This window comes from Roseovarius sp. B-10, assembly GCF_056859295.1.
Genome location: NZ_JBSXOE010000029.1, coordinates 46,069 through 71,672, shown reverse-complemented (window position 1 = coordinate 71,672; position 25,604 = coordinate 46,069). Strand labels below are relative to the sequence as shown.

Below are 25,604 nucleotides of genomic sequence, written 5' to 3'. Positions count from 1 at the left end.
CCTGATCGAGCTCTACATCGCGTATTTCAACCGGGCCCCGGACGCGACGGGCCTGTATTTCTGGGCGACGACGTTCAGTAACGGACGGACCTGGAAGAGATCGCCGCCCGGTTCGATACCGCAGACGAGACCCGGGTGCTGTACCCGGACGAGTCGTCCAACGCTGAATTTGTCGAGGCAGTCTACAACAACGTTCTCGAGCGCCACCCCGCCCAAGGCGGCTGCGACTTCCGGCTGCGGCATTTGAATTCGGGCAGAGTCGCGCGGGACGGCTTTATTTCGCGACTTCTCAGCGGGGCGCAAGGCACGGATATCGACTATATCGAGAACAAGGTCGATATCGGCATCTACTTCACCGTCATCAAAGGCATGTCGGACCCTCTGAATGGGCTCGAAGTCATGGAACTGTTCGATGGATCACAGCAGAGCATCGAAGACGCGATCGGCGCCACGGATCAATTTTATGCAGATGCGCTGGACCCGACGAACGGCGAATTCCTCATGCCGCTTGTCGGGGTGCTGGATGATCCGTTCGCCATTGCCTGACGACACCGTCCAATCCGCGAGATCGCTCTGAACGGCGCCTTCTGCGGATCCCGCTACCTCGTACCGCCCCTCGCTACGTCCTCTTGCCGATTGACGTGCCGGGCCAGCCTGCTACCAGTGCCCGCCATGCTCGGCGTGTTCTTCCAGACCCTGCCCTTCTTTCTTCTCATCGGCCTCGGTTACGGGGCCGGGCGCAGCGGCTTCTTCTCGCCCGCGGGCACCGCCTGGCTCACCAAGTTCGTGTTCTACTTCGCGCTCTCGGCGATGCTGTTTCGCTTCTCCGCCAACCTGTCGCTCGCCGAGGTGCTCGACTGGCGGCTCGTCGCGGCCTACCTCTCGGCCAGCCTCGTCGTCTACCTGCTGGCGACACTGGTGGCGATGCTTCGCCGCCAGCGGGTCGAGACGGCTGCGATCGAGGCGCAATGCGCGGTGATCGGCAACGTGGGATTTCTCGGCGTGCCGATGCTCGCCATGCTGATGGGCGAGGCGGCCATCGGCCCGGTGATGCTGGTGCTGGCGGTCGATCTGCTGGTGTTCGGCTCGCTGGTGGTCATCCTCATCACCGGCGCGCGCGACGGGCGCATGTCGCCCGCGATCCTGCGCAGCATCGGCGGCGGCCTCATCCGCAACCCGATGATCGTCTCCATTGCCGCGGGCTTCGCGTGGTCCGCGCTCGACCTGCCAATCCCCGACACGATGAACGCCTTCCTCGCGCTTCTGGGCGGCGCGGCCACGCCCGGCGCGCTGTTCGCCATCGGCGCGTCGCTGGCGGAAAAGGCCGCCGAGCGGCCCCACGTGGCGGGCTGGCTCTCATTCTGCAAGCTGGTGCTGCACCCGGCGGCGGTGGCAATCTCGCTCTTGTGGGTGTTCGACATGCCGGGCTTTTCGGCGGCGGTGGTAATCGCGGCGGCGGCCTTGCCGGTGGCGGGAAACGTGTTCATCATCGCGCAAAGCTACGGGGTCGCGCCGCGCCGCGTGTCCTCGGCGATCTTCATCTCCACCGCCGTGGCGGTGCTCAGCGTCTCGGCGGTGATCGGCTGGACCGGCGCGCTTTACTGACACGAAGACGACGAAAGGACAGGACCATGATGCACACGGTTTCCGAAAACGCCTGCTTCGGCGGCAGGCAGGGCGTCTACACCCACGCCTCCGAGGTTTGCGGCTGCGATATGACCTTCGGGCTCTTCCTGCCCGAGGAGGCGCAGAGCGGCCCGGTGCCGGTACTGTGGTATCTCTCGGGGCTGACCTGCACCCACGAGAACGCGATGGTCAAGGCCGGCGCACAGGGCTGGGCCGCCGAGCAGGGCATCGCGCTCGTGTTTCCCGACACAAGCCCGCGCGGCGAGGGTGTGGCCGATGACGAGGCGTTCGATCTCGGTCAGGGGGCGGGCTTCTACGTCAACGCCACCGAAGCGCCCTGGGCACCGCATTTCCGCATGTGGGACTACGTCGCCACCGAGTTGCCCGCGCTCCTCGGCGCCGAGTTTCCGCTCGACATGGACCGGCAGGCCATCACCGGCCACTCGATGGGCGGGCACGGGGCGCTGACGCTTGCGATGTCGCTTCCGGGGCGGTTCCGCTCAGTCTCGGCCTTCTCGCCGATCTGCAACCCCACCGGCGGCGACTGGGGCCGCAAGCAGTTCGCCGCTTATCTCGGCCCGGACGAGAGCGCCTGGGCCGCCCATGACGCGAGCCTGCTGATGGCCGAACGCGGCTTCGACGGGCCGATGCTCGTCGATACCGGCACCTCCGACCAGTTCCTCGATCTTTTGCGCCCCGAAACCCTCGCCACCGCCGCCATCGGCCGCCGCCAGCAGGGCAGCTTCCGGATGCAGCCGGGATACGACCACAGCTACTTCTTCATCGCGACGTTCATGGAAGAGCATGTCGGCTTTCACGCCGAGGCCCTCTGGCGCGACTAACAGCGCGTAAACCAACCGCGCGCCGTTCGGGGGCGAACCGTGCCGTTCGCTCCCCGAACCTGCAGGTTCGTCCCTGATCCATCTGCCACCAGCGAGCGCATTCGCCGGGTCGGGCGCCCGTGCGCCAGCGCCGTTCGTTCGCGCGCCGCCGTTGACAATTGTCAAGGAGCACGCCGCGCGCCCGGCGCACTGTCCCCCCCACACGCATCAACGCGCAAAGGAGATCATCATGCGCGAAGTCATGACCAAGAGCATGGCCCGAAACATATTTTACGGGGGGTCACTGTTCTTCATCATCATCTTCGTGGGTCTGTCGGTGCACTCGCATCGCTATATCGTCACCACCTCGACCAATGCCGAGACCCTGACCGAGAGCGTCGCACTGGGCAAGAAGGTCTGGGAGGACAAGACCTGCATCAACTGTCATTCGATCATGGGCGAGGGCGCATATTTTGCGCCTGAACTGGCAAATGTCACTACCCGTTGGGGTGTGGCCGACGACCCGGAGGGAGCCTACGAGATGCTCGACGGCTGGATCAAGTCGCAACCCAGCGGCATCGAGGGGCGTCGCCAGATGCCCTATTTCGAGCTGACCGAGGAAGAGACCCGCGGCCTCGCCGATTTCCTGCGCTGGGTCGATTCCATCGACGCACAGGGCTGGCCGCCCAATGACGCGGGCTGAGAAAGGACCGGATCAATGAAATACGAAACGCAGAAAATCGCGCTGGCCTACTTCTCGGTGGCGCTCGCGCTCTTTCTCATCCAGATCATCGGCGGCCTGCTGGTGGGCTGGGTCTATGTCAGCCCCAATTTCCTAAGCGACCTGGTGCCGTTCAGCACGCTCAGAATGCTGCATACAAACTCTCTCATCGTATGGTTATTGCTAGGCTTTTTCGGAGCGGCCTACTTCCTCATCCCAGAGGAGGCCGAGCGCGAAATCCACTCGCCCAAGCTGGCATACCTGCAATTGATCATTCTCGTGGTCGGCACGCTGGGCGTCGTCGTGACCTATCTCTTCAACCTGTTCGAGGGGCATTGGCTCTTGGGCAAGGAGGGGCGCGAATTCATCGAACAGCCGGTCTGGGTCAAGATCGGCATCGTCGTCGCCGCGCTGATCTTTCTCTACAACGTCTCGATGACGGTGCTTCAGGGTCGAAAGACCGCAATTTCCAACATCCTGCTCCTAGGTCTGTGGGGGCTGGCGCTGCTGTTTCTCTTCGCCTTCTACAATCCCCACAACCTCGCCGTGGACAAGCAGTACTGGTGGTACATCGTCCATCTCTGGGTCGAGGGCGTGTGGGAGCTGATCATGGCGTCGATCCTCGCCTACCTGATGCTCAAGCTCACGGGTGTGGACCGCGAGGTGGTGGAGAAATGGCTCTATGTCATTGTTGCTGCAGCACTTTTCTCGGGCATCCTAGGCACTGGGCACCATTACTACTGGATCGGCACGCCGGGTTACTGGCAGTGGATCGGCTCGATCTTCTCCTCGCTGGAGGTGATCCCCTTCTTCGCGATGATGGCGTTTGCCTTCGTCATGGTCTGGAAGGGACGGCGCGACCACCCCAACAAGGCGGCACTCTTGTGGTCGCTGGGCTGCGCCACGCTTGCCTTCTTCGGCGCAGGCGTCTGGGGCTTCCTGCACACGCTGCACGGGGTCAACTACTACACCCACGGCACGCAGATCACCGCGGCGCACGGGCACCTCGCCTTCTACGGCGCCTATGTCTGCCTCAACATCGCGATCTTCACCTACGCGCTGCCGATCCTGCGGGGCCGCGATCCCTATAATCAGGTGCTCAACATGGCGGCGTTCTGGCTGATGTCAGGTGGTATGGTGTTCATGACCTTCACGCTGACCTTCGCGGGCACGGTGCAAACGCACATGCAGCGCGTGCTGGGCGAATATTACATGAACGTCCAGGACCAGATCGAAATCTTCTACTGGATGCGCTTTGGCGCAGGCGTGGTGGTGTTCCTCGGCGTAGTCCTGCTGATCTATTCTCTGGCCATGCCGCGGCGCGAGATCATCTCGGCCGAGCCTTCGGTCGCAGCGGAGTGAGACCGATGGACGGAGATATGACCCTGCAACAAAAGGGGGCGGCCACCGCCCCCTTCTACCTCGCACAAGGCGGGGAATGCGCGCTGTTCGAGGCGGCGAGCCAGAACGATCTGCCGGTGCTGCTCAAGGGGCCGACGGGCTGTGGCAAGACCCGGTTCGTGGCGCATATGGCCGCAACGCTTGGCCGCCCGCTTTATACCGTGGCCTGTCACGATGACCTCTCGGCGGCAGACCTGATCGGGCGCTACCTGCTCAAGGGTGGCGAGACGGTCTGGGTCGATGGCCCGCTCACCCGCGCGGTGCGCGAAGGTGCGATCTGTTATCTCGACGAGGTGGTCGAGGCCCGCAAGGACGTGACCGTGGTGCTGCACCCGCTCACCGATGACCGCCGCATCCTGCCCATCGACCGCACCGGCGAAGAGATCGAGGCCGCCCCCGGCTTCATGCTCGTGGCGTCCTACAACCCGGGATATCAGAACATCCTGAAAACGCTTAAGCCCTCTACCCGGCAGCGCTTCGTCGCGATGGAGTTCGACTTTCCCGCCCCCGATCTGGAAACCCGGATCGTCAGTCGTGAATCCGGTCTGCCGGAGGAGCGCTCCCGCGCCCTCGTGCGCCTCGCCGGCAAGCTGCGCACCCTCAAGGGCCAGGACATTGAGGAGGGTGTCTCGACCCGTCTCGTCATCTACGCCGCGACCCTCATCGCCACGGGAATGCCGGTCGAGCGCGCCATCGAGGCGGCGATGATCCAGCCCCTGACCGATGACGCGGATATCAAACGCGGGCTCCTCGATCTCGTGACGGCCGTCTTTGGGTGAGGCATGGCCATGACCGGGATCGAAATCGAGCCATGGGAGCCCGAAGAAACCGTCGGGAAGCTGTGGCACGCTTTTGCCAGTCGCCTCGATGCGCCGCAAGTGCATCACGGAGCCGCGGTTGACCTCTCTGAGGTCAGCGGGCGGCTGGCAGTCTTTTTCCGAGGGCTGGGGGGTGCGCCGTCGGTCGAGATCAGGCCGGTCTCGCCAGAGGTTTCGCGCCACCGCCTGCGGTTCCTGCGTCGTCTGGGCGCCGAGGCGGAAATGACACCCCGCACCAGCTTCGACGGCGAGGTGCTGCGCCTGCCCGATACACTGGCGCTCTTTCCCTCGCGCGAGGCCAATGGCGCGCTCTACCTCTGGCTCGCGGCGGCTGTGGCCCATGCGCCTGATCCCGCGACCGACCCAGACCCGCTGCGCGCCGACCTGCTATCCTTGCGCGCGGCGCATGAGATGACCAAGGCCGCGCTGGTCACCGCGCCGGGGCTGCGCGACCTCTACAATGGCCTCTGCTCGGCCACGCTGCACTATCGCCCCGCCAATGGCCTGCCGCGCAGCGAGGCCGCCATCGAGGCGCTGATCCGGCATCTGCTGGGTGATCCCGCACCACTTTGCGACCGCGCCCAAGCGTTCAAGACCGCGCTTGAGACCGGCGACCTCCCCACCATCACCGCCCCGCGCGGCTATCGCTCCTACCGGCCCGTCGCGCTCTGGCCCGACCTGCGCGAACTGATCCTTTCGGCCCGCGACGAGGTCGAGAGCCGCGATGCCGACGGCCCGCCCGAGGAGGGCTCTAACAAGACCCACCGCGCCCGCCGCCGCAAGGCCGATCAGGCCGATCGCCGCGACAGCCTGATCCTGCACAAGTTCGAGGCGATCCTGAGCTGGGCGGAGTTCCTCAACCTCAACCGCCGGGTCGATGACGACGATCCCGACTCGGCCAAGAAGGCCGCCGACGATCAGGAGGAAATCGGCCTCGGACAGGTTTCCAAGGCCCCCGCGACCCGCCTCAAGCTACATCTCGACCTCGCCCCCGAGGACGTGGACCGCGAGCGTATTTCAGGCATCACCACCTACCCGGAATGGGACACGCGCAGCGGCGCATACCTGCCCGACCATGTGCGTATCCTCGATAGCTTGGCGGAGCCTCAGGATTGCGCCCCCTCCTTCCGCCAGGACCCGCGCGCGGCCCGCCGCATCACCCATGTCAGACGTCAGTTCGAGGCTCTGCGCCCCGGGCGCATCTCGATCCCCGGCCAGTTGGACGGTGACGAGCTTGACATGGAGGCGGCGGTGCGTGCGCGGGTTGATATCCTGGCCAACGGCGCGGGCACCAACCGCATATGGCGGCAAACCCGCCCCATCGCGCGCGATCTCGCGGTGTCGATCCTGCTCGACGTGTCACGCTCCACCGAAAGCGCGGTGGGCGACCGCGCCGTGATCGACATCGAACGCGAGGCGCTGGCGGCACTCTCCTGGGGATTGGATGCCTGCGGCGACGATTTCGCCATCCACGCCTTTTCGTCGCTCAAGCGCGACCGCGTCTATATCCAGACCTGCAAGGATTTCGCCGAACCAATGACCGGGATGGTCGAGCAGCGCATCGGAGCGCTTCGCCCCGGCTTCTACACCCGCCTGGGGGCCGCAGTTCGCCATTCATCTGCCGGTCTGGCGCAACAGGCGCGCAAGCGTCGCCTGCTGCTGGTCATCACGGATGGCAAGCCCAACGACCTCGACCATTACGAGGGCCGTCACGGCATCGAGGACACCGCGATGGCAGTGCGCGAAGCGCGCCGCGCCGGGCAGTCGGTCTTTGGCATCACCGTCGACAAACAGGCCAAAAGCTGGTTCGCGCGGATGTTCGGGCAGGGCGGCTTTCACGTCATCCCACACCCCGAACGCCTGACCGAGGCACTGCCGATGATCTACCGCGAACTGGTCGGCGCATGAGCGACGCAAGCGTTTTCGACGAATTGCCCGGCGATCTGATGATCTGGGTGTTGATCGTCAGCGAGCTGCTGGTGTTCGGCGCAGGTCTCGCGGCCTTTCTCGCCGTGCGGATCACGGACCCTGCGGGCTTTGCCACGGCGCAGGACGCGCTCTACCGCACCTGGGCGGGGGTCAACACTGTCGTGCTCATTACTTCCGGCGCACTCGCCGCTTTCGCCTTGCGTCAGAGCGAATGCGCCCGGCGCGGCATGGCGCGTCTTGCGCTTCTCGGTGCGGCCATGCTGGGCGTAGTGTTCCTGATCATCAAAACCGTGGAGTACGCGGCCAAGGCGGGCGCGGGCATCGCCTGGGACACGCACCCGTTCTTTACCTTTTACTACCTGCTCACCGGCTTTCACGCCGCGCACGTTTTGGCGGGGGTGGTGGTTCTCACCCTGGTCGCATGGCAGGACGCGCCCCGCAACATCGAGGCGGGGACGGCCTTCTGGCACATGGTCGATCTGGTCTGGGTGCTGCTCTTTCCGGTCATCTACCTGCTGAGGTGACCGCGATGCCCCGCGATCCCCTGCTGCGCGCCTGGGCCGTGCTGATCGGGCTCAGCTTCGGCTCGACCGCCTTGTCGCTCTGGCTCTGGCCGCCGGGCCTCACGGCGATCGCCGGGGTGTCCATCCTGACACTCGCATGGCTCAAGGCCCGGGTGATCCTTGCGCAATACCTCGGGCTGGCGCAGGCACCATTCTGGCGGCGCGGGTTCGAGATCGCGCTCGCCCTGTTCTGCCTCGTCCTCCTCGGCCTCTACCTCGCGCCGGGCCTGGGCTAGGCTCGGGACCGGAACGCCGCGGCTAATGTCTCGGGAAGGTCAAACTCGTCAAGCACGCGCGCGCGCCCTTGCGCCGACATCTTGCGCGCCGTCTTGACGACGATCCTTTCGAGCTTTGCCGGGTCCTGCGTGGGCGCAAAGGGGGCGAAATACCACTTCAGGAAGGTGAAACAGATGACATCTTCCAACGCCTGCACCTCCGGGTCGCGCTTGATGCCCTCCTTGCGGATCATGCGGCCCGCGCGCTCGGCGTCGGCCCGGTCGTAGCCCGCGCGCTGCATGATCTCGCCCACGCGCTTGGCATGATGTTTGGCAAGCTCGGTGCGCCATTCCAGGTACCCGGCACGCCCCTCCGGAAACTCCTGCCTTTTCATGATCCAGCGTTCGATATGCTGACCCCGCGCGGCGATCTGCAACGGCTCCGAGGCATCGGGAAACAGCCTGGACAACTCCGCGCTCATTCTCTGGCCATAAAGCTGCGCGGCCGGTTGCCCCTCTTTCGTGTCGGGGTCGTGCGCGTTGGCCGCATCAATCGCGGCGAGGGCAAGTTCGAGCCTGTTCACAGTGCCTTGCCCCATGCGTCTGCCGGATCTCTTTCGGCATAGTCATGCAGCGCCTCGATATCGTCTATGGTGGCGTTGTGGCGTGCGATATGCACTCCAACGGGTTTCAGCTTGGCAAATGCCCGCGACAGGCTCTCGGGTTTCATTCCCAACCGCCCGGCAATCAGCACCTTGTCATAAGGCAGCGTCACCACGCAGGTCCCTGAATCGCGGGTGCAAAGATGTATCAGGAAATCCGCAACACGTTGCGCGCCGGTCTGCGATTTGATCTGCTCGACCTGCCCGACAAGATCATGGAGGTGCTGGAAGGTCGAGGCCAGAACGGCAATCGCCACTTCCGGTTCCCGATGCAGGATAGAGATGAAACGACGCGCCGGAATCTGCATGAGAACACAATCGGTCACGGCTTCGGCCGACACCGGATAGGGCTGCATCCGAAACGCCACCGCCTCGCCAAAGCTGTGGCCTCGCGTAAACACGTTGACGACGGCCTCGCTGCCATTCGGCGCAATTCTGTAAAGCTTGACCCACCCGTCTAGAACCACGTGGATCACGCTCGCATTCTCTCCCTGCAGGAAAACCGTTTCTCCCCGGGCGAATTCACGGATCGACGCATCGCTCAGTAATGCGTCGGTCACCTGCTCCGGCAGGTTTGCCAGCAGCAGCGATCTTTTTGCGATCTCTAGACTCTCGGATTTCTTCATGAGGATCAAACCATCGACCAGAGCACGTTCTTCGCCTCAAGTCTTAGCGCAATGGCTGCCGCCGGTCCATTGGCAGACAGGCTGTCCCTGTCAACGCTTCGGTTCTCCTGTCAGGACCTTGCCGGAGAGTGGCCTGGCACGGGACCGGCCATCATGTGGGGGCTTCGGTCCGGCGTTGGCGACGTTTGAGCACCGGGCACGTCCCCGGATCGTTCATCACCACCTGACATCGCAGGCAGAGCACGCATTCATTTGGGTTGATGCGCCCCAGCGGGTCGATCGCACCGACGGTGCACTTCGTCTCGCAAAGTCGGCATTCGCGGCCGCATTGCGGGCGGCGGTGCAGCCAGTCGAAGACCCGTAACTTCGCCGGGATCGCCAGCCCCGCGCCGAGCGGGCAGAGATAGCGGCAATAGAACCGCTCGATGAAGAGTCCCGCCAGAAGCAGCACCAGAACAAGGGCGACGAACGGCCAGGCGCGCATCATCCGCATAGAAATGGCGGTCTTGAACGGTTCCGCCTCGGCCAGACGCAGCGCCAGGTCCATCGAGTAGAAGCTGAGCGCGAGGATCGCCAGAAAGAGCGTGTATTTGATGATCCAGAGCCGCTCATGCACCGCGTGCGGCACCGTGATCTGCGGCACGCCCAGACGGCGCGCGGCGAGGTTTGTCAACTCCTGCAGCGCCCCGAAGGGACAGAGCCAGCCGCAAAATACCCCGCGCCCCCAGAACAGCAGGCCCAGCGCCACGCCGGACCAGAGCGTGAAGATAACCGGCTCGATCAGGAAGGTCTCCCAGCGAAAGCCCGAAAGCAGCGACTGCACGAAAGCCACCACCTGCACGACCGACAATTGCCCACCCAGCACCCAGCCCAGCCACACGAGCGTGAGGGTGAGATATCCCAGCCGGAGCCCCAGCCACAGCCGTTTGCGCCGGACGATCCATTCCTGCGCCAGCAGGATCAGCGTGAGCGCGGCCATCATGCCCATGACGGAGGCGACCTGAAGTCGCTTTTCCTGCCAACGCTCTTGCCAGAGCGGGGCGGGCTCGGCGGGCGGCTCGGTGATATAGGCGGCAGGCAGTGCGTAACCCAGATCGGCGGTAAAGCTGGCCTCGTCCGTCTCTGTGGCGCGGGTGGCGGTCAATTCCAACGTGAAGGGCTGCGTGGGGTCGAACCCGTCGCCCGGCAGGCGGAAAATGCTGCGTTCCTTGAACTCGGGGGCGCCTTCGATGGCCAGCTCGTCGATCCGGGTGTAGCCGGATTTGACCAGCGCGAGGCGCGCCTCCCCCTGCACCACCGTCAGCCGGTCGAACACGCCATCCTGACGCCATGCGGTGCCGCGATGCGAGTAAAGCCCGCGCGAGGCGACGAAAAGCGCGGTTTCCCCGGGGCCAAGCGCCCCCACCGAGCGTGTATATTGCTGTTGGCCCAGGATGTTGCGACCGATCATGGGCGGATCGAGCAGGGCCGCGTATAGCTCTATGAAAGGCGCATCGCCCGTCGGCACCGGCACCTTGGCGTCGGCCAGCGCCTCGGCCGCCTCGGTCAGGGTTACCTTGCGGCTTGTGATGGCCCCCTGCCCCATCAGCGTAGCCCAGTCGCGGGGCTTATATGTCACCCGGTCGATCCCGCCGCCCGGCAACAGCCCGCGCGCGATGGCCAACGTGCGCGCGGTGCGCAGGATCGAATCGCGGATCACCCCGGTGGAGACCGTGGCGCGCGAGATGATGTCAGGCATATCCGGCCCCGGGCCGGGGCCGCCCGGATCGGCCAGATCGACCCCGGCAAAGCCACCGACGAAGCGCGCCATGTCATCGTCCGCCAGACCCAGCGTCAGGATCGGCTCGGCATGACGCATGAGCCGCGCCCCGGCGATACGGCCCTTCATGTCCACGGCCACGAGCATATCCAGCGGGCGGCCCGAATAACCAACTGACCGCGTCACCTCCCAAGTCGAGGCAATGAAGCCCACCACACCTGTCCGCCCGGAGACCTGCCAGCCCGGCACAGCCTCGTCCTGCCGGGTCACGCTCAGCGGCCCATCGAGATCAAGGAGTTCGGCGGCCATCTCGCGGGTGGGAACGGCAGGAGACATCGTCCGCTCTAAGCCGGGCCGCGCCACACCCTGCGCCCATAGAGACCCGAAGGGCCACAAAAGAGCGATCAGACAGAAAGCTAGGAGTGCGCGCATCATCCACCGCTTGTCGCGCCAGGTCGAGCGGCGAGCGTTGACTTTGGTCAAGGAGATCACCCCGCACCCGACGCAGGCTCGACCCTGCCTCACCAGCGGAATTGGAGAAACCCAAATGATACCCAGGAAAGCCACATGGCGCGCCACGCTGCTGTCAAGCGCGGCCCTCGCCCTCGGGCTGGCCATCTCAGGCGCCCAGGCCCAAGAGGCAAAGCCCGCCGACCATGCTGACGGCCCCGCGGCGGCCTATGAGCCCAGCATGACCACGCTCGGCCAGCTTCAGGTCGAAATACCGGGGCGTAAACCCGGCGACCCGGTGATGACACCAAGTGAATACCAGAAGGCCAACACCATCTATTTCGAACGCTGCGCGGGCTGTCACGGCGTGCTGCGCAAGGGCGCAACCGGCAAGCCGCTGACCACAGACATTACCCGTGAGAACGGCTTTGAATACCTGCGCGATTTCATTACCTACGGCTCGCCCGCCGGCATGCCCAACTGGGGCACATCGGGCGACCTGACCGAGGACGAGGTCGGCATGATGGCGCGCTACCTGCTTCTGGATCCCGCGGCACCACCGGAATTCGGCATGCCCGAGATGCAGGCAAGCTGGAAGGTACACGTCGCCCCCGGGGACCGGCCCACCGAGAAGATGAACGATATCGACATCGACAACCTGTTTTCGGTCACGCTGCGCGATGCCGGGCAAATCGCCCTGATCGACGGGGCCAGCTATGAGATCAAGGCGGTGATCGACACCGGCTATGCGGTGCATATCAGTCGCATCTCGGCCTCTGGCCGCTATCTGCTGGTGATTGGCCGCGACGCCAGGATCAACATGATCGACCTGTGGATGGAGACCCCGGCGACGGTGGCCGAGATCAAGGTCGGAACCGAAGCGCGCTCGGTCGAGACATCCAAGATGGAAGGCTGGGAAGACAAGTATGCGATCGCCGGCAGCTACTGGCCGCCGCAATACGTGATCATGGATGGCGACACGCTGGAGCCCCTCAAGATCAAGTCGACCCGCGGAATGATCTATGACGAACAGATCTACCACCCCGAGCCGCGCGTCGCGGCGATCCTGTCGTCGCACTATAACCCCGAGTTCATCGTCAACATCAAGGAAACCGGCAAGATCCACCTGGTGGATTATTCCAACATCGAAAGCCTCAAAATCACCGAGGTAGAGGCCGAACGCTTTCTGCACGATGGCGGGCTGGACAGTACCAAGCGCTATTTCCTGACGGCGGCGAATGCACGCAACAAGGTGGTGGTGCTCGACACCAAGGAAGGCGATGTCGAGGCGGTGATCGACACGCAAGGCCTCACCCCGCACCCGGGCCGGGGGGCCAATATCGACCACCCCACCTACGGGCCGGTCTGGGTCACCTCGCACCTGGGCGATGAAACCGTCGCCATGATCGGCACCGATCCCGTGGACCATCCCGAGCATGCCTGGAAAATGGTGCAGCAGGTCTATGCGATGGGCGGCGGATCGCTTTTCGTCAAGACACACCCGGAATCGGAGCACCTCTATGTCGATGCGCCGCTCAATCCGGATGCCGAAGTGTCAGGCTCGGTCGTCGTGTTCGATGTGGCCGACCTCGCGCAGGAAGAACCCGAATACACCGTTCTGCCACTGGTGGAATGGGCCGGGATCACCGATGGCCAGCCCCGCGTGGTGCAGGGCGAGTTCAACAAGGCCGGTGATGAAATATGGTTCTCGGTCTGGAACGCGGCGGACAAGGAATCGGCCCTCGTGGTGATCGACGACAAGACGCTGGAGCTCAAGAAGGTGATCAAGGACGAACGCCTGATCACGCCCACGGGCAAGTTCAACGTCTACAACACGCGCGCCGACGTCTACTGACGCGCGCCGCCGGGGTCCCGCTAGGGCGGGTCCCCGGCACCTTTCCCGAATGAACCCCGAGCCAAGCCGAGGAGCCAGGACAATGACAGGCAAGGTTTATCTGATCGGCGCAGGCCCCGGCGCGGCAGACCTGATGACGGTGCGTGCGCGCAGGATGCTGCAAATCGCCGGCGCAGTGGTCTATGATCGGCTGGTCTCGCCGGAAATCCTCGCCCTCGCTCCGACAGATGCCCGGATGGTGCCGGTAGGCAAGGCGCCCAAATGCCATACCGTGCCGCAGGAACGCATCAACGAGATCCTGTGCGAGCTTGCTTGCGAGGGCCTGACCGTTGCCCGGCTAAAGGGCGGCGACCCCCTGATCTTCGGGCGCGGCTCGGAAGAGGCCGCCTACCTCGCCGCCCACGGTATCGAGGTGGAGTATGCCCCCGGCATCACCGCCGCGCAGGGCATGGCAGCGGCGACCGGCGTTCCGCTCACCCATCGCGGGCTCGCGACCGGCGTGCGTTACGTGACCGGTCACCGCGCCCGCGACGCGCGACTCGATCTGGATTGGAAGAGCCTGGCCTGCGAGGACACCACGCTGGTGATCTACATGGGGGCCGCCAATATCGCCGAGATCGCGCTCAACCTGATGCGCGCGGGCCTGCCGGGAACCTTGCCGGTGCTGGCGGTCGCCAATGCCACGACCCCGCGCGAGGCACGGGTACTCTCGCGGCTCGACCGGATCGGCACCGACATGGCCGCTCGCTTGATGGCCGCGCCGGTGCTTTTCGTCCTCGGACACGTGGTGTCGCTCTACCATGACGTCCCGCTGCCGGCCGACTTGCCGCAGGTGATGGCCGGTGAATAGGGCGGCGCTGATACTGGCGTTGGCCGCCACGCCTGCGCTCGCCGATCAGGATGCCGCGGCGCTCGAACGGCTGGTGCGGCAGGATTGCGGCTCGTGCCACGGGCTGACGCTCCGCGGAGGGTTGGGCCCGGATATCCGCGCACGGGCCCTTGGGCATCACGACAACGAGAGCCTCGCAGCTGTCATCCTCGACGGCGTCCCCGGCACGCCGATGCCGCCCTGGCGCCCGCTGCTAAGCGAGGAAGATGCAGGGTGGATTGCCAAGTATCTGCTGAACGGAGATCACGAATGACCCGGATCCGACGCTTGTTCGGGGGCGCTGCCCCCGTCGCCCGGCGGGCGACTCCCCCGGAGTATTTGAAGAACGGTGAAACCGGCGCCGCGTTTCTTCTTGGCAAAAATACCCCTGTCCGACACCTGCTGAAGGCGGTGACAGTCGTGTTGTGCACGGCGATGGCCACGGGCGCGCAGGCACAGGCCACGGGCGATCTCGGCCTGGTGGTGGAGCGCGCGAGCGGATCGCTCTTGGTGGTGGACCAGTCCGAGCGCGCGCGGCTGGGGCGGATCGATGGCCTGGGTGATCTGAGCCACGCGAGCCTCGTCTATTCGCCCGACCAGCGCTTTGCCTATGTCTTTGGCCGCGATGGCGGACTGACCAAGGTCGACATCCTCGAACGACGCGTCGTGGCGCGCGTGATGCAGGCGGGCAATTCCATCGGCGGGGCAATATCGGACGATGGCCGTTATGTCGCCGTGTCGAATTACGAGCCGGGCGGCGTGCGGGTGTTCGACGCCGATACGCTGGAAATGGTGGCCGACATCCCCACCGGCTCCAAGACCATCGGGCTGGTGGACATCCCCGGTACTCGCTTCGTCTTCTCGCTGTGGGACAAGGGCGAGACATGGATCGCCGATCTCAGCGGCGACGCCCTGCAGATCACCAGAATCAGCGGCATGGGAAGCAATCCTTACGACGCACTCGTCACGGGTGACGGGCGGACCTATATCGCCGGACTCTTCGGCGAGGATCACCTGACCGCTCTCGACCTCTGGCAGGACAGCCCCACGCCGCGCCCGATACTGCCTGGCTATGCACGGGGGCGTGAGGGGCTGCCGGTCTACAAGATGCCGCATCTGGAGGGCTGGGCGCTTGCCGGGCACGAGTTCGCCTTGCCCGCGATGGGCCAGCACGAAGTGCTCTGGGTCGATGCACGCAGCCTCGAGGAAAGCGGTCGCACCGCCGTCTACGGCCAGCCGGTGTTCGCGATGGCTCGGCCCGATGGTCGCCATGTCTGGGTGAATTTTGCCCACCCGAATAACGACACCATCCAGGTGATCGACACGCTGACCAAGCAGGTCATCCGCACGTTCAAACCTGGCCCTGGTGTGCTGCACATGGAGTTCACCGCGCGCGGCCACGAGGTATGGCTGTCGGTGCGCGATGCCGGCAAGATCATGGTCTACGACACGCAGAGCTTCGAGAAACTGCGTGAGATCGCTGCCGAGAACCCATCAGGCATCTTCTTCACCGCCCGCGCGCACAAGACGGGGCTCTAGAGCGATGCACCGTTTCGCCGATCCCATCGACCGTGCGTTACTGGATGACTGGCAGCGCGATTTCCCGATCGACGCGCGGCCCTTTGCCGCGCTGGCACAGCACCTGGGCACCTCGGAGGCGGATGTGATCGCGCGGCTGCGGGCCAAGCAGGCGGCCGGGCAGATCACCCGCGTCGGGGCCACCGTCGCGCCGGGCACGATCGCGGCCAGCACGCTCGCTGTCGTGTCGGCGCCCGAGGATCGGGTCGAGGAGGTGGCAGCGCTGATCGGGGCGGAGCCGGGAGTAAACCATTCCTACCTGCGTGAGAATTCCTGGAACCTGTGGTTCGTCGTCACCGGCCCGGACCGTACCCATGTGGAGGCCACACTGACCCGAATCGGGCAGCGCAGCGGGCTGCGCGTGCTCAACCTCCCGCTGGTGCGACCCTTCAACCTTGATCTGGGATTTTCCCTGCGCGGCGAGGCCTGCGTGAGGCCGGTCGCACCGCCACCCGATGTGTCAGTCCTACAGCCCGGCGACCGCGAGATCGTGCAGGCGCTGGCGCGCGGCCTGCCGCTGATCGAGCGCCCCTATGCCCATGTCGGTGACGCGCTGGGGCTGAGCATGGACGAGGTGATCGCACGCGTCCGGGCACTGTCGGCGGGGCGGATCATTGCCCGCCTCGGCGTGATCGTGCGCCACCGCGCGCTTGGCTGGCGATCCAATGCGATGGTGGTCTGGGACATGCCGCATGACGCAATCACGCGCGCCGGGCCGGTTCTTGCGGCCCAACCGGGCGTGACCCTGTGCTACGAACGCAGGCCGGTGGCAGGGGTCTGGCCTTACCGGCTCTATTCCATGATTCACGCTCGCAGCCGGGCCGAAGCGCTGGAAACGCTGGAAGCGGCAGCACGGCGCCCCGAGCTTAAGGACGTGCCGCACCTGGCGTTGTTTTCAAGCCATTGCTTCAAGCAGACCGGCGCGCTCGTGACCCGCGAAAGGAGCCCGGCATGACCCTCGACGCCACCGACCGGGCGATCCTGAACCGACTACAGGAGGGATTTCCGATCACCCCCGAACCCTTTCGCGTCGTGGCGCAGGAACTGGGGTTGAACGAGGCCGACCTGCTGGCACGGCTCAAACGGTTGAAAGCAGACCGGATCATCACCCGCTTTGGCCCGTTTTACGACGCCGAGGCAATGGGGGGTGCGTTTTGCCTATGCGCAGTGGCGGTGCCCGATGCGGATTTCGAACGCGTTCTGACAAAAGTCAATGCCCGGCCAGAGGTCGCGCATAATTATCAACGCGATCACCGGCTCAACATGTGGTTCGTGCTGGCCACGGAAACGGAAGCAGAAATTGAGGAAACGGCCATGTCGATCGAGCGGGAAACGGGGCTGCGCGTGCTTCGTTTCCCGAAACGCCGGGAATTCTTCATCGGGTTCAGGATAGCCGCATGAGCATCGACGCCACAGATCGCCGCATCATCGCCGCCACGCAGGGCGGGCTGCCGCTGGTACCCGAGCCCTATGCTGCCATCGCGGCGGAGTTGGGGCTGAGCGTGGCCACGCTCTGCGACCGCCTGCATGCCATGCAGGCGCGCGGCGTGATTCGTCGCATCGCCGCGGCCCCCAATCATTATGCCTTGGGGATGGTGGCCAATGGCATGTCGGTCTGGGATGTCGAGGATGCGGCAGTGGCAGCGCTGGGCATGCGAGTCGGCGCATTGGATTTCGTCAGCCACTGCTACGAGCGACCCCGCGCCCTGCCAGACTGGCCCTATAACCTGTTCGCCATGATCCACGCGGAGAGCCGCGCCGAGGTCGAGGAGAAGCGCGGGCGCATCGCCGCGCTACTGGGTGCGGCCTGTCGCGGCCATGACATCCTCTATTCGACCCGGATTCTGAAGAAGACGGGGCTGCGGCTACGGCCCGAAGGAGACACGTAATGTTTCGCCTGACCGAGTATATGCACCAACTGGTGACCCCCACCCCCGTGCGCCCAAGGCGTGGCGCGGCCGAGGTCAGGCCGGTGGTGATCTGGAACCTTACCCGGCGCTGTAACCTGAAATGCCGGCATTGCTACACGGTCTCCGCGAACGTGGATTTCCCCGGCGAGCTGACCCATGCGCAGGCCATGACGACGCTGGACGATCTGGGTGATTTCGGTATCCCCGCGCTGATTCTGTCGGGGGGCGAACCGCTCGACAGACGGGACCTGTTCGAGATCGCGCGCGCGGCACGCGACAAGGTGCGGATGCTGGCGCTGTCGACCAATGGGACGCAGATCCATGGCGAGACGGCGGATCGCGTGGCCGAGATCGGCTTTGACTATGTCGGCATTTCCATCGACGGGATCGGCAAAACCAATGACTGGTTTCGCGGCGTGGATGGTGCCTTTGCCGACGCATTGCGCGGGGTGCGCGAATGCAAAAAGCGCGGCATCAAGGTGGGGCTACGGTTCACGCTGACGCGGGACAACGCGACCCAATTGCCTGACTTGCTACAGCTTTGCGATTACGAGGGGGTGGACAAGTTCTACCTCTCGCACCTCGTCTATGCCGGGCGTGGTGACAAGAACCGGGGCGAAGACGCGGTTCACGCCCATACCCGTGCCGCCCTCGACGCGTTGATCGACCGCGCCTGGGTGGCTGCGGCGGAGAGCGCGCCGCTCGATATCGTGACTGGCAACAACGATGCCGACGCCGTCTATCTGCTGCGCTGGGCAGAGCGTCACTTCACCCCCGAGCGCGTGGCGCATCTGCATGCCCATCTCGAGGCCTGGGGCGGCAATTCCTCTGGCCTGGGTGTGGCCAATATCGACACGCTGGGACGTGTGCATCCTGATACCTACTGGTCGGATTACACCGTGGGGAACGTGAAAACCGCACGCTTTTCCGAGCTGTGGACCGGCGACGACCCGATGCTGGCGCAACTGCGCCGCCGTCCGCGCCCGCTCAAGGGGCGCTGCGGGGCCTGCGCCCATCAGTCGGTCTGCGGCGGCAACACCCGTATCCGCGCACTGCAACTGACCGGCGATCCCTGGGCCGAGGACCCGGCCTGTTACCTTGATGACGACGAGATCGGCGTGCGCGACGCGGGCGACCGCCTGGCCGTCACCCCCTTCAGAGGCAAGCGACATGATCCGGCTCATCGTTTCCACTAGCGCGTTGACCCTCGCCTTCGGCATGGCTCTGGCAGAACCGGCAGAGACCTACGACGTCCATTGCGCCGCATGCCACGGGGCAGATCGGCTGGGCGGCCTCGGGCCCGCGCTCATCCCCGAGACACTGGGGCGGATGCGCGGTCCCGACCTGACCCAAGTGATCTCCAGCGGGCGCGCGGCCTCGCAGATGCCAGCTTTTGCCGGTCAAATCGGCGAAGGCGACATCGCAGCGCTGGCCGACTGGCTGCGCAAACCGCTGGCCGACGTGCCGGAATGGGGCCTGGCCGAGATCGCGGCGACACGCTGGTTCGACCCCGAGTACACCCCCGCCGAGACCCCGGCATTCGACGCCGACCCCCTCAACATCACGCTGGTGGTGGAGACGGGCGACCATCATGTCAGCGTTCTGGATGGGGACACGTTCAAGGTACTCGAGCGATTCCAGACGCCCTTTGCCGTGCACGGCGGCCCGAAATTTTCGCCTGACGGGCGCTATGTCTTCATCATGTCGCGCGATGGCTGGGTGCAGAAATACGATATCTGGTCGCTGCATCAGGTGGGCCGCGTGCGCGCGGGCCTCAACAGCCGCAACATCGCGATGAGCCGGGACGGCAAGTGGCTCGCGGTGGCCAATTACCTGCCGATGACGCTGACGATCCTCGATACCGACAACCTGAGCGTCGAGAAGGTGATCGCCGTCACCGGCAAGGACGGCACGGCGAGCCGCGTTTCGGCGGTCTACCAGGCGCCGCAGCGTGACAGCTTCATCCTCGCGCTCAAGGATGTGGCGGAAATCTGGGAGGTCGCTACCGACCCCGAGGCCGACCCCGTCTACGAGGGCTTTGTCCACAGCCGCCGCAAGGACATGATCGAGGCGCTGCCATCGTCTCAGGGCCTTTTCGCGCGGCGGCGGATCATGTTGAGCGCACCGCTCGACGATTTCTTCTTTACCGACGATTATCGCCACCTGATCGGCGCGGCGCGTGATACCGGGCGCGGCGTGGTGGTCAATCTCAACGTGGGACGCGAGATCGCTGATTTACCCCTGCCTGGCATGCCGCATCTGGGATCGGGCATTTCATGGGAGCGGGACGGCCGCCGGGTGATGGCCACACCGCACCTGAAGGAGGGCAAGCTCTCGATCATCGACACCCAAAGCTGGACCGTGACCGATACCATCAAGACCGACGGCCCGGGCTTCTTCCTGCGCAGCCACGAGAACACGCGCTATTTCTGGGCCGACGTGTTCTTTGGCCCCAACCGCGACGCGATGCACGTCATCGACAAACAGAGCCTCGAAATCGTGCGCACCCTGCGCCCGGTGCCGGGCGCCACGGTGGCACATGTGGAGTTCACCCGCGACGGCAGCCACGCGCTGGTCTCGGTCTGGGAAGAGGATGGCGCGGTGATCGTCTACGATGCCGAATCGCTGGAGGAGGTGACCCGCCTTCCGATGCGCAAACCCTCGGGGAAATACAATGTCTACAATAAGATCACGTTCTCCGAAGGCACCAGCCACTAGCCCGCCCATGTCCACGCCCAAACGCCCGCCCCTGCGGCTTTACCTGCTGCTCTACCCGTTCACCGCGCTGGCGGTGGCGATCAACCTCTTCATGCTGGCGCTGATGTGGCAGGCGGTAGGATGGCCCGCCCTGACGCCGGTAGCCGCCCTGTGGCTCTGTCTGCCGCTTGGCCTGCCAGCCAACTGGTGGGTGACGCTGTGGGTCAAGGGCCTGATCGACGAGGCCGAAGGGCACAAATGAGGTGGGCCGCCCCGCGCGTGGCGAGGCGGCCCTTGTATATCGCGCCGAGGCGCTTACTCGAACGTCGCGAGATAGGCGATCACGTCGGCGATCTCCTCTTCCTTGCGCAGGCCGGGAAAGGCCATCTTGGTGCCCTTGGCATATTTACGCGGGCTGTCGAGGAAGGCAGCCAGTTCCTCCTCGGTCCAGACCGCATCCTCGGCGGCCATTTCCTGGAACACGTCGGAATACTTGAACCCCTCGACAGATGCGACCGGCCCGCCCACGACACCGTTGAGCGCGGGACCAACGCGGTTCTTGGCACCCTCGCCGACCATGTGACAGGCCTTGCACTTCCGGAATACCTTCTCGCCGGCCTCCGGGTCGCCCTCGGCCCATGCCGGGGCTGCCACGGCAAGTGCGAGAATCGCGGTCACGAGTTTCTTCTTCATGGTGTTTTCCTTTGCTTGGTTGCTGATCTTTCAGGTGAATACCTCGATCCGCGCTCCTGCGAACCGGGCCACGGCGCGCCGCGCCGCACCCTCATCCAGCAGGCAAAGCGCGGTCGAAAGGCCATCGGCGACAGATGCCCGACGGGCGGAAACGCTGACCAGTGCATGGCGCGGTGCGCGGCCAGAAGGGTCGATGATATGGCCCCGCCCGCCCGGCATGACCGTGCCCATCGGCGCAGAGGTGGCCAACGCGCGGTCGCGCAGCGTCACACGCTCAACCACCCGGCGATCCGGGTCGGCGATGCCCGCGCGCCACGCCGCGCCGTCTGCGCGCCGTCCGCGCGCCACGACCTCGCCGATATCCACCAGCACGTCGCCGAAACCACGCGCCGCCAGAAGACCGGCGATGCGGTCGGAGACATAGCCCTGCGCGATGCCGTTCAGGGTTAGCGCCATGCCGGGGCGGTCGAACCGCACGGTTCCGGCGTCGAACCGCACGGACTGCCAGCCTACGCGCGACTGCGCCGCGGTCTCTTCCCGGCCCGCCGCGCGCGCCTGCCAGAGCGGTTGCACCGACGGATCAAACGCGCCGCCGGTCGCGTCATGGATCGCGCCCGCCAATGCGAGCACCTCCAACAGCTCGGGCGGGGGCGCGTCGAGACGACCATCCGTATTGAGCCGCACCAGCGCGCTGTCGTCGCGGTAGAGACTGAATATCCGCTCCAACCGCCGCAACTCGGCCTCCAGCGCGGCAAACACCGGGCGCGCCTCCAAGGGCGTGATCCCGGCGAGGATCATCGTGGCCGGGGCACCCAGTGCGATACCACTCCAGCGGGCGCTCTGGCCTGCGACGGCGGCGGAGGGCGCGGCCAGCGCGGCCGCGGAAATGCTCAGGAAACGGCGGCGGGTCAGGGTCATGTCTGGGTCTCCTCCAGCACGATGTCTACGGGGGCGAGCACGGTCTCGGGCGGGATGGCGTCGAGCGTCATCACCTCGCCGCCCTTGTCGGCAGCAAACGCACGCGCCGCTGCGGCGTCCGAAAACGGCACGATCTCGGGCGCACCCATGCCTCCGGTGACGTGCGCGCCTACCACGAAATGCGCGGTGGCGGCCTCGGTCCAGTTGTCGATCCCGGGCGCATCCCAGCTCGGAGCGCGGCCCATGTCGCTGACATAGACGGCACGGATCTCGGCGTCGCGCTCGGGCCCCTTCAGATAGGCCAGCGCGTCGCGCACCTGGCTGAAGAAAATCGGATCGGGCAATCCGGCGAGGTGGATCTGCGCCTTGGGGCCGGGGTGCTGGTCGAGCTGCATCATGCAGAAATGGCCCAGCGCATCGCTGGTCATGGTGACGGGGTCGGGGGCGCGCGCCTCTTCTTCCTGGCAGGCGGCCAGGACCAGCATTGCGATCATGGCAAGATGCCTCATGACTCGACCCTCTCAAAGACCGTCCGCGCCAGCGCAAGCGCCAATACCGGCCACAGCAAGAGCGACAGTGGCGCGGCCCAGCCGGGCAGAGCCTCGCCCGCACCCGCCATGCCGGACACCAACGCCACCTCCTGCGCCGCCGAGACATTCCACAGCCGGAACGCATCCGCCGGGTTGAGCGCCAACAGCCAAGGGAAGACGTGCTTGGTAAACCCGCCCCCTGCATCCATCACCAGCGCGCCGAGAAGCCCGAGGTCGTAGAGCACCACCAGCACCAGCCACAGCGCCACCGCCAGCCCCGCGGCCCCCGCGCCGCTGCCCGACAGCGCCGACGCAACATAGCCCAGCGCAAGGAAGCTGGCCCCCAGCAGGATCGCCGTGGCGATGAGCCGCGCGAGCGCCTGCACGCTCGCCGGTCCCGCGCCCCCCGCGAGCCAGGCCGCGACCCCGGCCGAGCCGAGGCCGAGCGCGATGGCGATGGCCAGCACCGCAAGATGCGCCGCGAACTTGCCCAGCAGCATTTCGCCGCGGCTGAGCGGGTAGGTGAGCGTGAGCCCCAGCGTGCCGCGCTCCGCCTCTCCCGCGATGGCGTCGAAGGCGATCATCAGCGCAAGGAAGGGCGCGAGGTATACCGCGAGCGTCGTCATCGAAGCGACCGAGACCGTCAGCAAATCCACCCCCAGCGATCCGGTGGGCGCCGATCCGGCAAAGGTCAGCGCCAGCGCGAAGAGCGTCATCAGCACCGTGGCCGACGCCAGCCAGCGGTTGCGCGTCTGAATGCGGAATTCGGTCGCCGCGATAGCCATGATCCGGGTGATCATTGCCTGTTCTCCCCGCAATAGTGTCGATAGAGGTCCTCCAGGCTCGGTGGCACCATCTCTACATCGCGGACCGCTTCACCCAGCCCCGAGATGCGCGCGAGCTGCGCCATCTTCTGCTCGGTCGTGCAGTCCAACTCAACGGCGCGGCCATTGACGCGCCGCCCGCCAAGCTCGGCCTGCACCGCCTCTGCCGCGCCCTCGCGCGCCGTGAGGCGGATGCGCGTGGGCAGCGCGGCTGCGCGCGCGAGGTTGCCAAGGCTGTCATCCGCCACCAGCCGCCCCTTGGCCATGATCGCGATGCGGTCGGTGCGCGCCTCCAGCTCGGTGAGCGCATGGCTCGCGATCAGGAGCGCGGTGCCGTTCGCCGCCATCTCGTCGATAACGGCGTACAGATCGTGGCGCGAGATCGGGTCGAGGCCGCTCGTCGGCTCGTCCAAAAGCGCCACGCGTCGGCGGCCGAGAAGCGCTTGTGCCAGCCCCAGCCGCTGCCGCATTCCCTTGGAATATGTCCCGATGCGACCGTCGGCAGCGGGGGCCAGCCCGACCCGTTCCAGCAGCGGCGCGACGGTTTTCGGATGCTCGCCCGCCAGCCGCGCGAACATGGTCAGTTGCTCGCGCCCCGTCAGCGATCTGTGAAACGCCACCTGCTCGGGCAGGTAGGCGGTGGCGGCGCGCGCCGCCGCACTGCCAGGCGCATGACCGGCCACGCGGATGCTGCCCGCACCGGGCCGGATCAACCCGAGGATCATCTTGATGAGCGTGGATTTGCCCGCGCCGTTATGACCCAGAAGCGCCACCCGCTCGCCCGGGGCCACGTCGAGCGTGATACCCCCGAGCACCTGCGTGCGCCCGAAGCTCTTGTCCAACCCCGCGATGGCCAGCGCCGTGTCACGATCCGTCATGTCTCAGCTCCCAGTCCGGGATGGAAATCTCCACCGGCTGCATCAGCGGCGCACGGTCCACCACGCCCCCCGGCAACAGCGCCGGAAACGCCGATTGCGCCCATTTCACCAGTTGCACGGCCGGCGCGCCCAATAGCAGCTTGGCCGCCGGTTGCGTCCACAGGATGTGATCCATGCTGTCATTTGGCCGGTAGGGCGCATCGGCGATGCCGTCGCCGTCGAGGTCATAGCCCGCGAAATCGGACCAGTAATTGCCGCGCCCGCCTTCGCTCCAGTCCACCCAGGTGGAGCCCACGTATTTTACCTGCGTGCGGTTTCCGACAAAGGCGTTTCCGATAATCCTGTTGCGCTCGGATCCGGCGGTGAAATGTACGCCGATCCCGCAGCGCTCGAACCGATTGCCGGTGATCTCGTTCTTGTGGGCATTATAGATGAACAGGCATTTTGTACCTCCGCCCAGAACCAGATTGCCCCGCACCTCCGAGCCATTGGTATAATTTAGCATCACCCCGTGCTCGACATCGTTCACCGAGACGTTGTCGATGATCTTCACACCCCGCGAATACATCACGGCAAAGCCAAGGCCGTTGCCGATGGAGAGATTGCCGCGCACCTCCGAGCGGTTGGCATACATATAGTGCACCGCAAAGCGCAGGTCGCGGAAACGGTTTCCGACAAAGGCGTTGGAATGCGACGTGTTGACAAAGATGCCGTCGCGGCCCCAGCGGACATCGTTGCCGATGACCCGGGCACCGGGCGCGTTCCAGACATAGACACCGTTGCCGCGTTCGTTCATCCGGTGGTCCTGCCGTCCCTCGATCACGTTGCGTGTGACCAGCGCGTCGCGCGCACCGTGGATATCCACGCCGTAGAGGTTGCCGGTCAGGCGATTGCCCGTCACACGGGCCTCATCCGCCCCTTTCAGCAGGCGAATACCGCTGTCGAGAGATTCGTGATCGCTGCCCGATCCGGTGATGGCACAGCCGGTGATCGTCACGTCGGGCGCCGTCACCTCGAGGACGGAGCCCTGCCCGCCGCCGTCAATCCGTGCGCCCGGCGCGCAATCGAGGGTCAGCGGTTTGTCAATCTCTATGCCGCCCCGATGGCGGCCCGGACCAAGGCGGAGAATATCCCCCGCCTTGGCCCCTTGCACGGCCTGCGCCAGCGCCCCATCCGCCGCCGGCACGTCACCGATCTCTGCCCGGGCGCCCCCGGGCAGGATCAGGCAAAGCGCCAGCAGGATATCGGCGAGGCGCCGCATG

28 protein-coding genes are annotated in these 25,604 nt (G+C 65.5%); 19 read left to right on the top strand and 9 right to left on the bottom strand.

Annotation, left to right across the window (positions count from 1 at the left end):
• Positions 1–90 precede the first annotated feature (90 nt).
• The 9 genes from AC13D8_RS07615 to AC13D8_RS07575 all read left to right on the top strand — a co-directional run bounded on the left by AC13D8_RS07615 (position 91) and on the right by AC13D8_RS07575 (position 8,115).
• Positions 91–546 carry a DUF4214 domain-containing protein gene (locus AC13D8_RS07615; protein ID WP_482968359.1) on the top strand — a complete coding sequence of 152 codons (456 nt, stop codon included), beginning with the start codon at positions 91–93 and terminating at the stop codon, positions 544–546.
• A 126-nt stretch (positions 547–672) separates the two neighbouring features.
• A complete protein-coding gene (locus AC13D8_RS07610) occupies positions 673–1,605 on the top strand; it encodes an AEC family transporter (RefSeq protein WP_482968354.1) in 933 nt (310 codons plus the stop codon).
• Between the two features lie 29 nt (positions 1,606–1,634).
• Positions 1,635–2,468 carry an S-formylglutathione hydrolase gene (fghA, locus tag AC13D8_RS07605; protein WP_129431493.1) on the top strand — a complete coding sequence of 278 codons (834 nt, stop codon included), beginning with the start codon at positions 1,635–1,637 and terminating at the stop codon, positions 2,466–2,468.
• A gap of 229 nt (positions 2,469–2,697) precedes the next feature.
• Entirely contained in the window at positions 2,698–3,150 is a 453-nt protein-coding gene (locus AC13D8_RS07600; RefSeq protein WP_482968353.1) for a c-type cytochrome, read from the top strand.
• A gap of 15 nt (positions 3,151–3,165) precedes the next feature.
• The gene (locus tag AC13D8_RS07595) at positions 3,166–4,530 is read left to right on the top strand and encodes a cbb3-type cytochrome c oxidase subunit I (RefSeq protein WP_482968352.1); all 1,365 of its coding nucleotides are present in this window, start codon (positions 3,166–3,168) and stop codon (positions 4,528–4,530) included.
• 5 nt (positions 4,531–4,535) lie between these two features.
• Positions 4,536–5,348, top strand: a complete 813-nt coding sequence (locus tag AC13D8_RS07590) for a CbbQ/NirQ/NorQ/GpvN family protein (protein WP_104018204.1) — start codon at positions 4,536–4,538, stop codon at positions 5,346–5,348.
• Positions 5,349–5,357: 9 nt separating this feature from the next.
• A complete protein-coding gene (locus AC13D8_RS07585) occupies positions 5,358–7,295 on the top strand; it encodes a nitric oxide reductase activation protein NorD (RefSeq protein ID WP_482968351.1) in 1,938 nt (645 codons plus the stop codon).
• The gene (locus AC13D8_RS07580; protein ID WP_482968350.1) at positions 7,292–7,840 is read left to right on the top strand and encodes a cytochrome c oxidase subunit 3; all 549 of its coding nucleotides are present in this window, start codon (positions 7,292–7,294) and stop codon (positions 7,838–7,840) included. Before AC13D8_RS07585 ends, AC13D8_RS07580 begins: the two co-directional genes overlap by 4 nt.
• A gap of 5 nt (positions 7,841–7,845) precedes the next feature.
• The gene (locus tag AC13D8_RS07575; protein ID WP_482968349.1) at positions 7,846–8,115 is read left to right on the top strand and encodes a nitric oxide reductase F protein; all 270 of its coding nucleotides are present in this window, start codon (positions 7,846–7,848) and stop codon (positions 8,113–8,115) included.
• On the opposite strand, the gene AC13D8_RS07570 is transcribed toward AC13D8_RS07575, so the two are convergent.
• The 3 genes from AC13D8_RS07570 to AC13D8_RS07560 all read right to left on the bottom strand — a co-directional run bounded on the left by AC13D8_RS07570 (position 8,112) and on the right by AC13D8_RS07560 (position 11,477).
• Positions 8,112–8,693, bottom strand: a complete 582-nt coding sequence (locus tag AC13D8_RS07570; protein ID WP_482968348.1) for a DUF4202 domain-containing protein — start codon at positions 8,691–8,693, stop codon at positions 8,112–8,114. The genes AC13D8_RS07575 and AC13D8_RS07570 overlap by 4 nt on opposite strands.
• Positions 8,675–9,382, bottom strand: coding sequence for a Crp/Fnr family transcriptional regulator (locus AC13D8_RS07565; protein ID WP_129431354.1), 708 nt, complete (start codon positions 9,380–9,382; stop codon positions 8,675–8,677). Before AC13D8_RS07565 ends, AC13D8_RS07570 begins: the two co-directional genes overlap by 19 nt.
• A 151-nt stretch (positions 9,383–9,533) precedes the next feature.
• Positions 9,534–11,477, bottom strand: a complete 1,944-nt coding sequence (locus AC13D8_RS07560) for a 4Fe-4S binding protein (protein WP_482968347.1) — start codon at positions 11,475–11,477, stop codon at positions 9,534–9,536.
• A gap of 211 nt (positions 11,478–11,688) precedes the next feature.
• On the opposite strand from AC13D8_RS07560, the gene AC13D8_RS07555 reads away from it, so the two are divergent.
• The 10 genes from AC13D8_RS07555 to AC13D8_RS07510 all read left to right on the top strand — a co-directional run bounded on the left by AC13D8_RS07555 (position 11,689) and on the right by AC13D8_RS07510 (position 20,761).
• Entirely contained in the window at positions 11,689–13,446 is a 1,758-nt protein-coding gene (locus AC13D8_RS07555) for a cytochrome D1 domain-containing protein (RefSeq protein ID WP_482968346.1), read from the top strand.
• A gap of 82 nt (positions 13,447–13,528) precedes the next feature.
• Entirely contained in the window at positions 13,529–14,296 is a 768-nt protein-coding gene (gene cobA, locus AC13D8_RS07550) for a uroporphyrinogen-III C-methyltransferase (protein WP_482968345.1), read from the top strand.
• Positions 14,289–14,588: a c-type cytochrome gene (locus AC13D8_RS07545; RefSeq protein WP_482968344.1), complete on the top strand. Its 300-nt coding sequence runs from the start codon at positions 14,289–14,291 to the stop codon at positions 14,586–14,588. The genes cobA and AC13D8_RS07545 overlap by 8 nt, the downstream gene beginning before the upstream one ends.
• A 161-nt stretch (positions 14,589–14,749) precedes the next feature.
• Positions 14,750–15,853: a cytochrome D1 domain-containing protein gene (locus tag AC13D8_RS07540; protein WP_482968358.1), complete on the top strand. Its 1,104-nt coding sequence runs from the start codon at positions 14,750–14,752 to the stop codon at positions 15,851–15,853.
• A 4-nt stretch (positions 15,854–15,857) separates the two neighbouring features.
• A complete protein-coding gene (gene ahbB, locus AC13D8_RS07535; protein ID WP_482968343.1) occupies positions 15,858–16,847 on the top strand; it encodes a siroheme decarboxylase subunit beta in 990 nt (329 codons plus the stop codon).
• The gene (locus AC13D8_RS07530) at positions 16,844–17,293 is read left to right on the top strand and encodes an Lrp/AsnC family transcriptional regulator (protein ID WP_482968342.1); all 450 of its coding nucleotides are present in this window, start codon (positions 16,844–16,846) and stop codon (positions 17,291–17,293) included. The genes ahbB (AC13D8_RS07535) and AC13D8_RS07530 overlap by 4 nt, the downstream gene beginning before the upstream one ends.
• Positions 17,290–17,781 (top strand): siroheme decarboxylase subunit beta, encoded by a 492-nt coding sequence (gene ahbB, locus AC13D8_RS07525; RefSeq protein WP_482968341.1) that lies wholly within the window; start codon positions 17,290–17,292, stop codon positions 17,779–17,781. Before AC13D8_RS07530 ends, ahbB (AC13D8_RS07525) begins: the two co-directional genes overlap by 4 nt.
• The gene (gene nirJ, locus AC13D8_RS07520; protein WP_482968340.1) at positions 17,781–18,998 is read left to right on the top strand and encodes a heme d1 biosynthesis radical SAM protein NirJ; all 1,218 of its coding nucleotides are present in this window, start codon (positions 17,781–17,783) and stop codon (positions 18,996–18,998) included. Before ahbB (AC13D8_RS07525) ends, nirJ begins: the two co-directional genes overlap by 1 nt.
• The gene (locus tag AC13D8_RS07515; protein WP_482968339.1) at positions 18,973–20,520 is read left to right on the top strand and encodes a cytochrome D1 domain-containing protein; all 1,548 of its coding nucleotides are present in this window, start codon (positions 18,973–18,975) and stop codon (positions 20,518–20,520) included. Before nirJ ends, AC13D8_RS07515 begins: the two co-directional genes overlap by 26 nt.
• Positions 20,521–20,527: 7 nt before the next feature.
• Entirely contained in the window at positions 20,528–20,761 is a 234-nt protein-coding gene (locus AC13D8_RS07510) for a hypothetical protein (RefSeq protein ID WP_482968338.1), read from the top strand.
• 53 nt (positions 20,762–20,814) lie between these two features.
• Here the strand turns inward: AC13D8_RS07510 and AC13D8_RS07505 are convergent, their stop codons facing one another.
• From AC13D8_RS07505 to AC13D8_RS07480, 6 genes are read right to left on the bottom strand one after another with little or no spacing between them, the layout of a single operon-like run.
• Positions 20,815–21,192, bottom strand: coding sequence for a c-type cytochrome (locus tag AC13D8_RS07505; protein WP_482968337.1), 378 nt, complete (start codon positions 21,190–21,192; stop codon positions 20,815–20,817).
• Between the two features lie 30 nt (positions 21,193–21,222).
• Entirely contained in the window at positions 21,223–22,110 is an 888-nt protein-coding gene (locus tag AC13D8_RS07500; protein WP_482968336.1) for an FAD:protein FMN transferase, read from the bottom strand.
• On the bottom strand, positions 22,107–22,619 hold the full coding sequence (locus AC13D8_RS07495; protein WP_482968335.1) for a nitrous oxide reductase accessory protein NosL: 513 nt from the start codon (positions 22,617–22,619) through the stop codon (positions 22,107–22,109). The genes AC13D8_RS07500 and AC13D8_RS07495 overlap by 4 nt, the downstream gene beginning before the upstream one ends.
• On the bottom strand, positions 22,616–23,437 hold the full coding sequence (locus AC13D8_RS07490) for an ABC transporter permease (RefSeq protein WP_482968357.1): 822 nt from the start codon (positions 23,435–23,437) through the stop codon (positions 22,616–22,618). The genes AC13D8_RS07495 and AC13D8_RS07490 overlap by 4 nt, the downstream gene beginning before the upstream one ends.
• A complete protein-coding gene (locus tag AC13D8_RS07485) occupies positions 23,437–24,342 on the bottom strand; it encodes an ABC transporter ATP-binding protein (protein ID WP_129431342.1) in 906 nt (301 codons plus the stop codon). Before AC13D8_RS07485 ends, AC13D8_RS07490 begins: the two co-directional genes overlap by 1 nt.
• Positions 24,329–25,603, bottom strand: coding sequence for a nitrous oxide reductase family maturation protein NosD (locus AC13D8_RS07480; RefSeq protein ID WP_482968334.1), 1,275 nt, complete (start codon positions 25,601–25,603; stop codon positions 24,329–24,331). The genes AC13D8_RS07485 and AC13D8_RS07480 overlap by 14 nt, the downstream gene beginning before the upstream one ends.
• Position 25,604 lies beyond the last annotated feature (1 nt).

What these genes read in the sequence shown, in the direction of transcription:
- AC13D8_RS07540 (WP_482968358.1), top strand. Translation starts at nt 14,750, where the DNA reads ATGGCCACGGGCGCGCAGGCACAGGCCACGGGCGATCTCGGCCTGGTG.
- AC13D8_RS07485 (WP_129431342.1), bottom strand. Translation starts at nt 24,342, where the DNA reads ATGACGGATCGTGACACGGCGCTGGCCATCGCGGGGTTGGACAAGAGC.
- AC13D8_RS07555 (WP_482968346.1), top strand. Translation starts at nt 11,689, where the DNA reads ATGATACCCAGGAAAGCCACATGGCGCGCCACGCTGCTGTCAAGCGCG.
- AC13D8_RS07600 (WP_482968353.1), top strand. Translation starts at nt 2,698, where the DNA reads ATGCGCGAAGTCATGACCAAGAGCATGGCCCGAAACATATTTTACGGG.
- AC13D8_RS07505 (WP_482968337.1), bottom strand. Translation starts at nt 21,192, where the DNA reads ATGAAGAAGAAACTCGTGACCGCGATTCTCGCACTTGCCGTGGCAGCC.
- AC13D8_RS07580 (WP_482968350.1), top strand. Translation starts at nt 7,292, where the DNA reads ATGAGCGACGCAAGCGTTTTCGACGAATTGCCCGGCGATCTGATGATC.
- AC13D8_RS07560 (WP_482968347.1), bottom strand. Translation starts at nt 11,477, where the DNA reads ATGTCTCCTGCCGTTCCCACCCGCGAGATGGCCGCCGAACTCCTTGAT.
- fghA (WP_129431493.1), top strand. Translation starts at nt 1,635, where the DNA reads ATGCACACGGTTTCCGAAAACGCCTGCTTCGGCGGCAGGCAGGGCGTC.
- ahbB (WP_482968341.1), top strand. Translation starts at nt 17,290, where the DNA reads ATGAGCATCGACGCCACAGATCGCCGCATCATCGCCGCCACGCAGGGC.
- AC13D8_RS07480 (WP_482968334.1), bottom strand. Translation starts at nt 25,603, where the DNA reads ATGCGGCGCCTCGCCGATATCCTGCTGGCGCTTTGCCTGATCCTGCCC.
- AC13D8_RS07495 (WP_482968335.1), bottom strand. Translation starts at nt 22,619, where the DNA reads ATGAGGCATCTTGCCATGATCGCAATGCTGGTCCTGGCCGCCTGCCAG.
- nirJ (WP_482968340.1), top strand. Translation starts at nt 17,781, where the DNA reads ATGTTTCGCCTGACCGAGTATATGCACCAACTGGTGACCCCCACCCCC.
- AC13D8_RS07595 (WP_482968352.1), top strand. Translation starts at nt 3,166, where the DNA reads ATGAAATACGAAACGCAGAAAATCGCGCTGGCCTACTTCTCGGTGGCG.
- AC13D8_RS07515 (WP_482968339.1), top strand. Translation starts at nt 18,973, where the DNA reads ATGATCCGGCTCATCGTTTCCACTAGCGCGTTGACCCTCGCCTTCGGC.
- AC13D8_RS07510 (WP_482968338.1), top strand. Translation starts at nt 20,528, where the DNA reads ATGTCCACGCCCAAACGCCCGCCCCTGCGGCTTTACCTGCTGCTCTAC.
- AC13D8_RS07570 (WP_482968348.1), bottom strand. Translation starts at nt 8,693, where the DNA reads ATGGGGCAAGGCACTGTGAACAGGCTCGAACTTGCCCTCGCCGCGATT.
- AC13D8_RS07590 (WP_104018204.1), top strand. Translation starts at nt 4,536, where the DNA reads ATGGACGGAGATATGACCCTGCAACAAAAGGGGGCGGCCACCGCCCCC.
- AC13D8_RS07500 (WP_482968336.1), bottom strand. Translation starts at nt 22,110, where the DNA reads ATGACCCTGACCCGCCGCCGTTTCCTGAGCATTTCCGCGGCCGCGCTG.
- ahbB (WP_482968343.1), top strand. Translation starts at nt 15,858, where the DNA reads ATGCACCGTTTCGCCGATCCCATCGACCGTGCGTTACTGGATGACTGG.
- AC13D8_RS07610 (WP_482968354.1), top strand. Translation starts at nt 673, where the DNA reads ATGCTCGGCGTGTTCTTCCAGACCCTGCCCTTCTTTCTTCTCATCGGC.
- AC13D8_RS07585 (WP_482968351.1), top strand. Translation starts at nt 5,358, where the DNA reads ATGACCGGGATCGAAATCGAGCCATGGGAGCCCGAAGAAACCGTCGGG.
- AC13D8_RS07565 (WP_129431354.1), bottom strand. Translation starts at nt 9,382, where the DNA reads ATGAAGAAATCCGAGAGTCTAGAGATCGCAAAAAGATCGCTGCTGCTG.
- AC13D8_RS07530 (WP_482968342.1), top strand. Translation starts at nt 16,844, where the DNA reads ATGACCCTCGACGCCACCGACCGGGCGATCCTGAACCGACTACAGGAG.
- AC13D8_RS07575 (WP_482968349.1), top strand. Translation starts at nt 7,846, where the DNA reads ATGCCCCGCGATCCCCTGCTGCGCGCCTGGGCCGTGCTGATCGGGCTC.
- cobA (WP_482968345.1), top strand. Translation starts at nt 13,529, where the DNA reads ATGACAGGCAAGGTTTATCTGATCGGCGCAGGCCCCGGCGCGGCAGAC.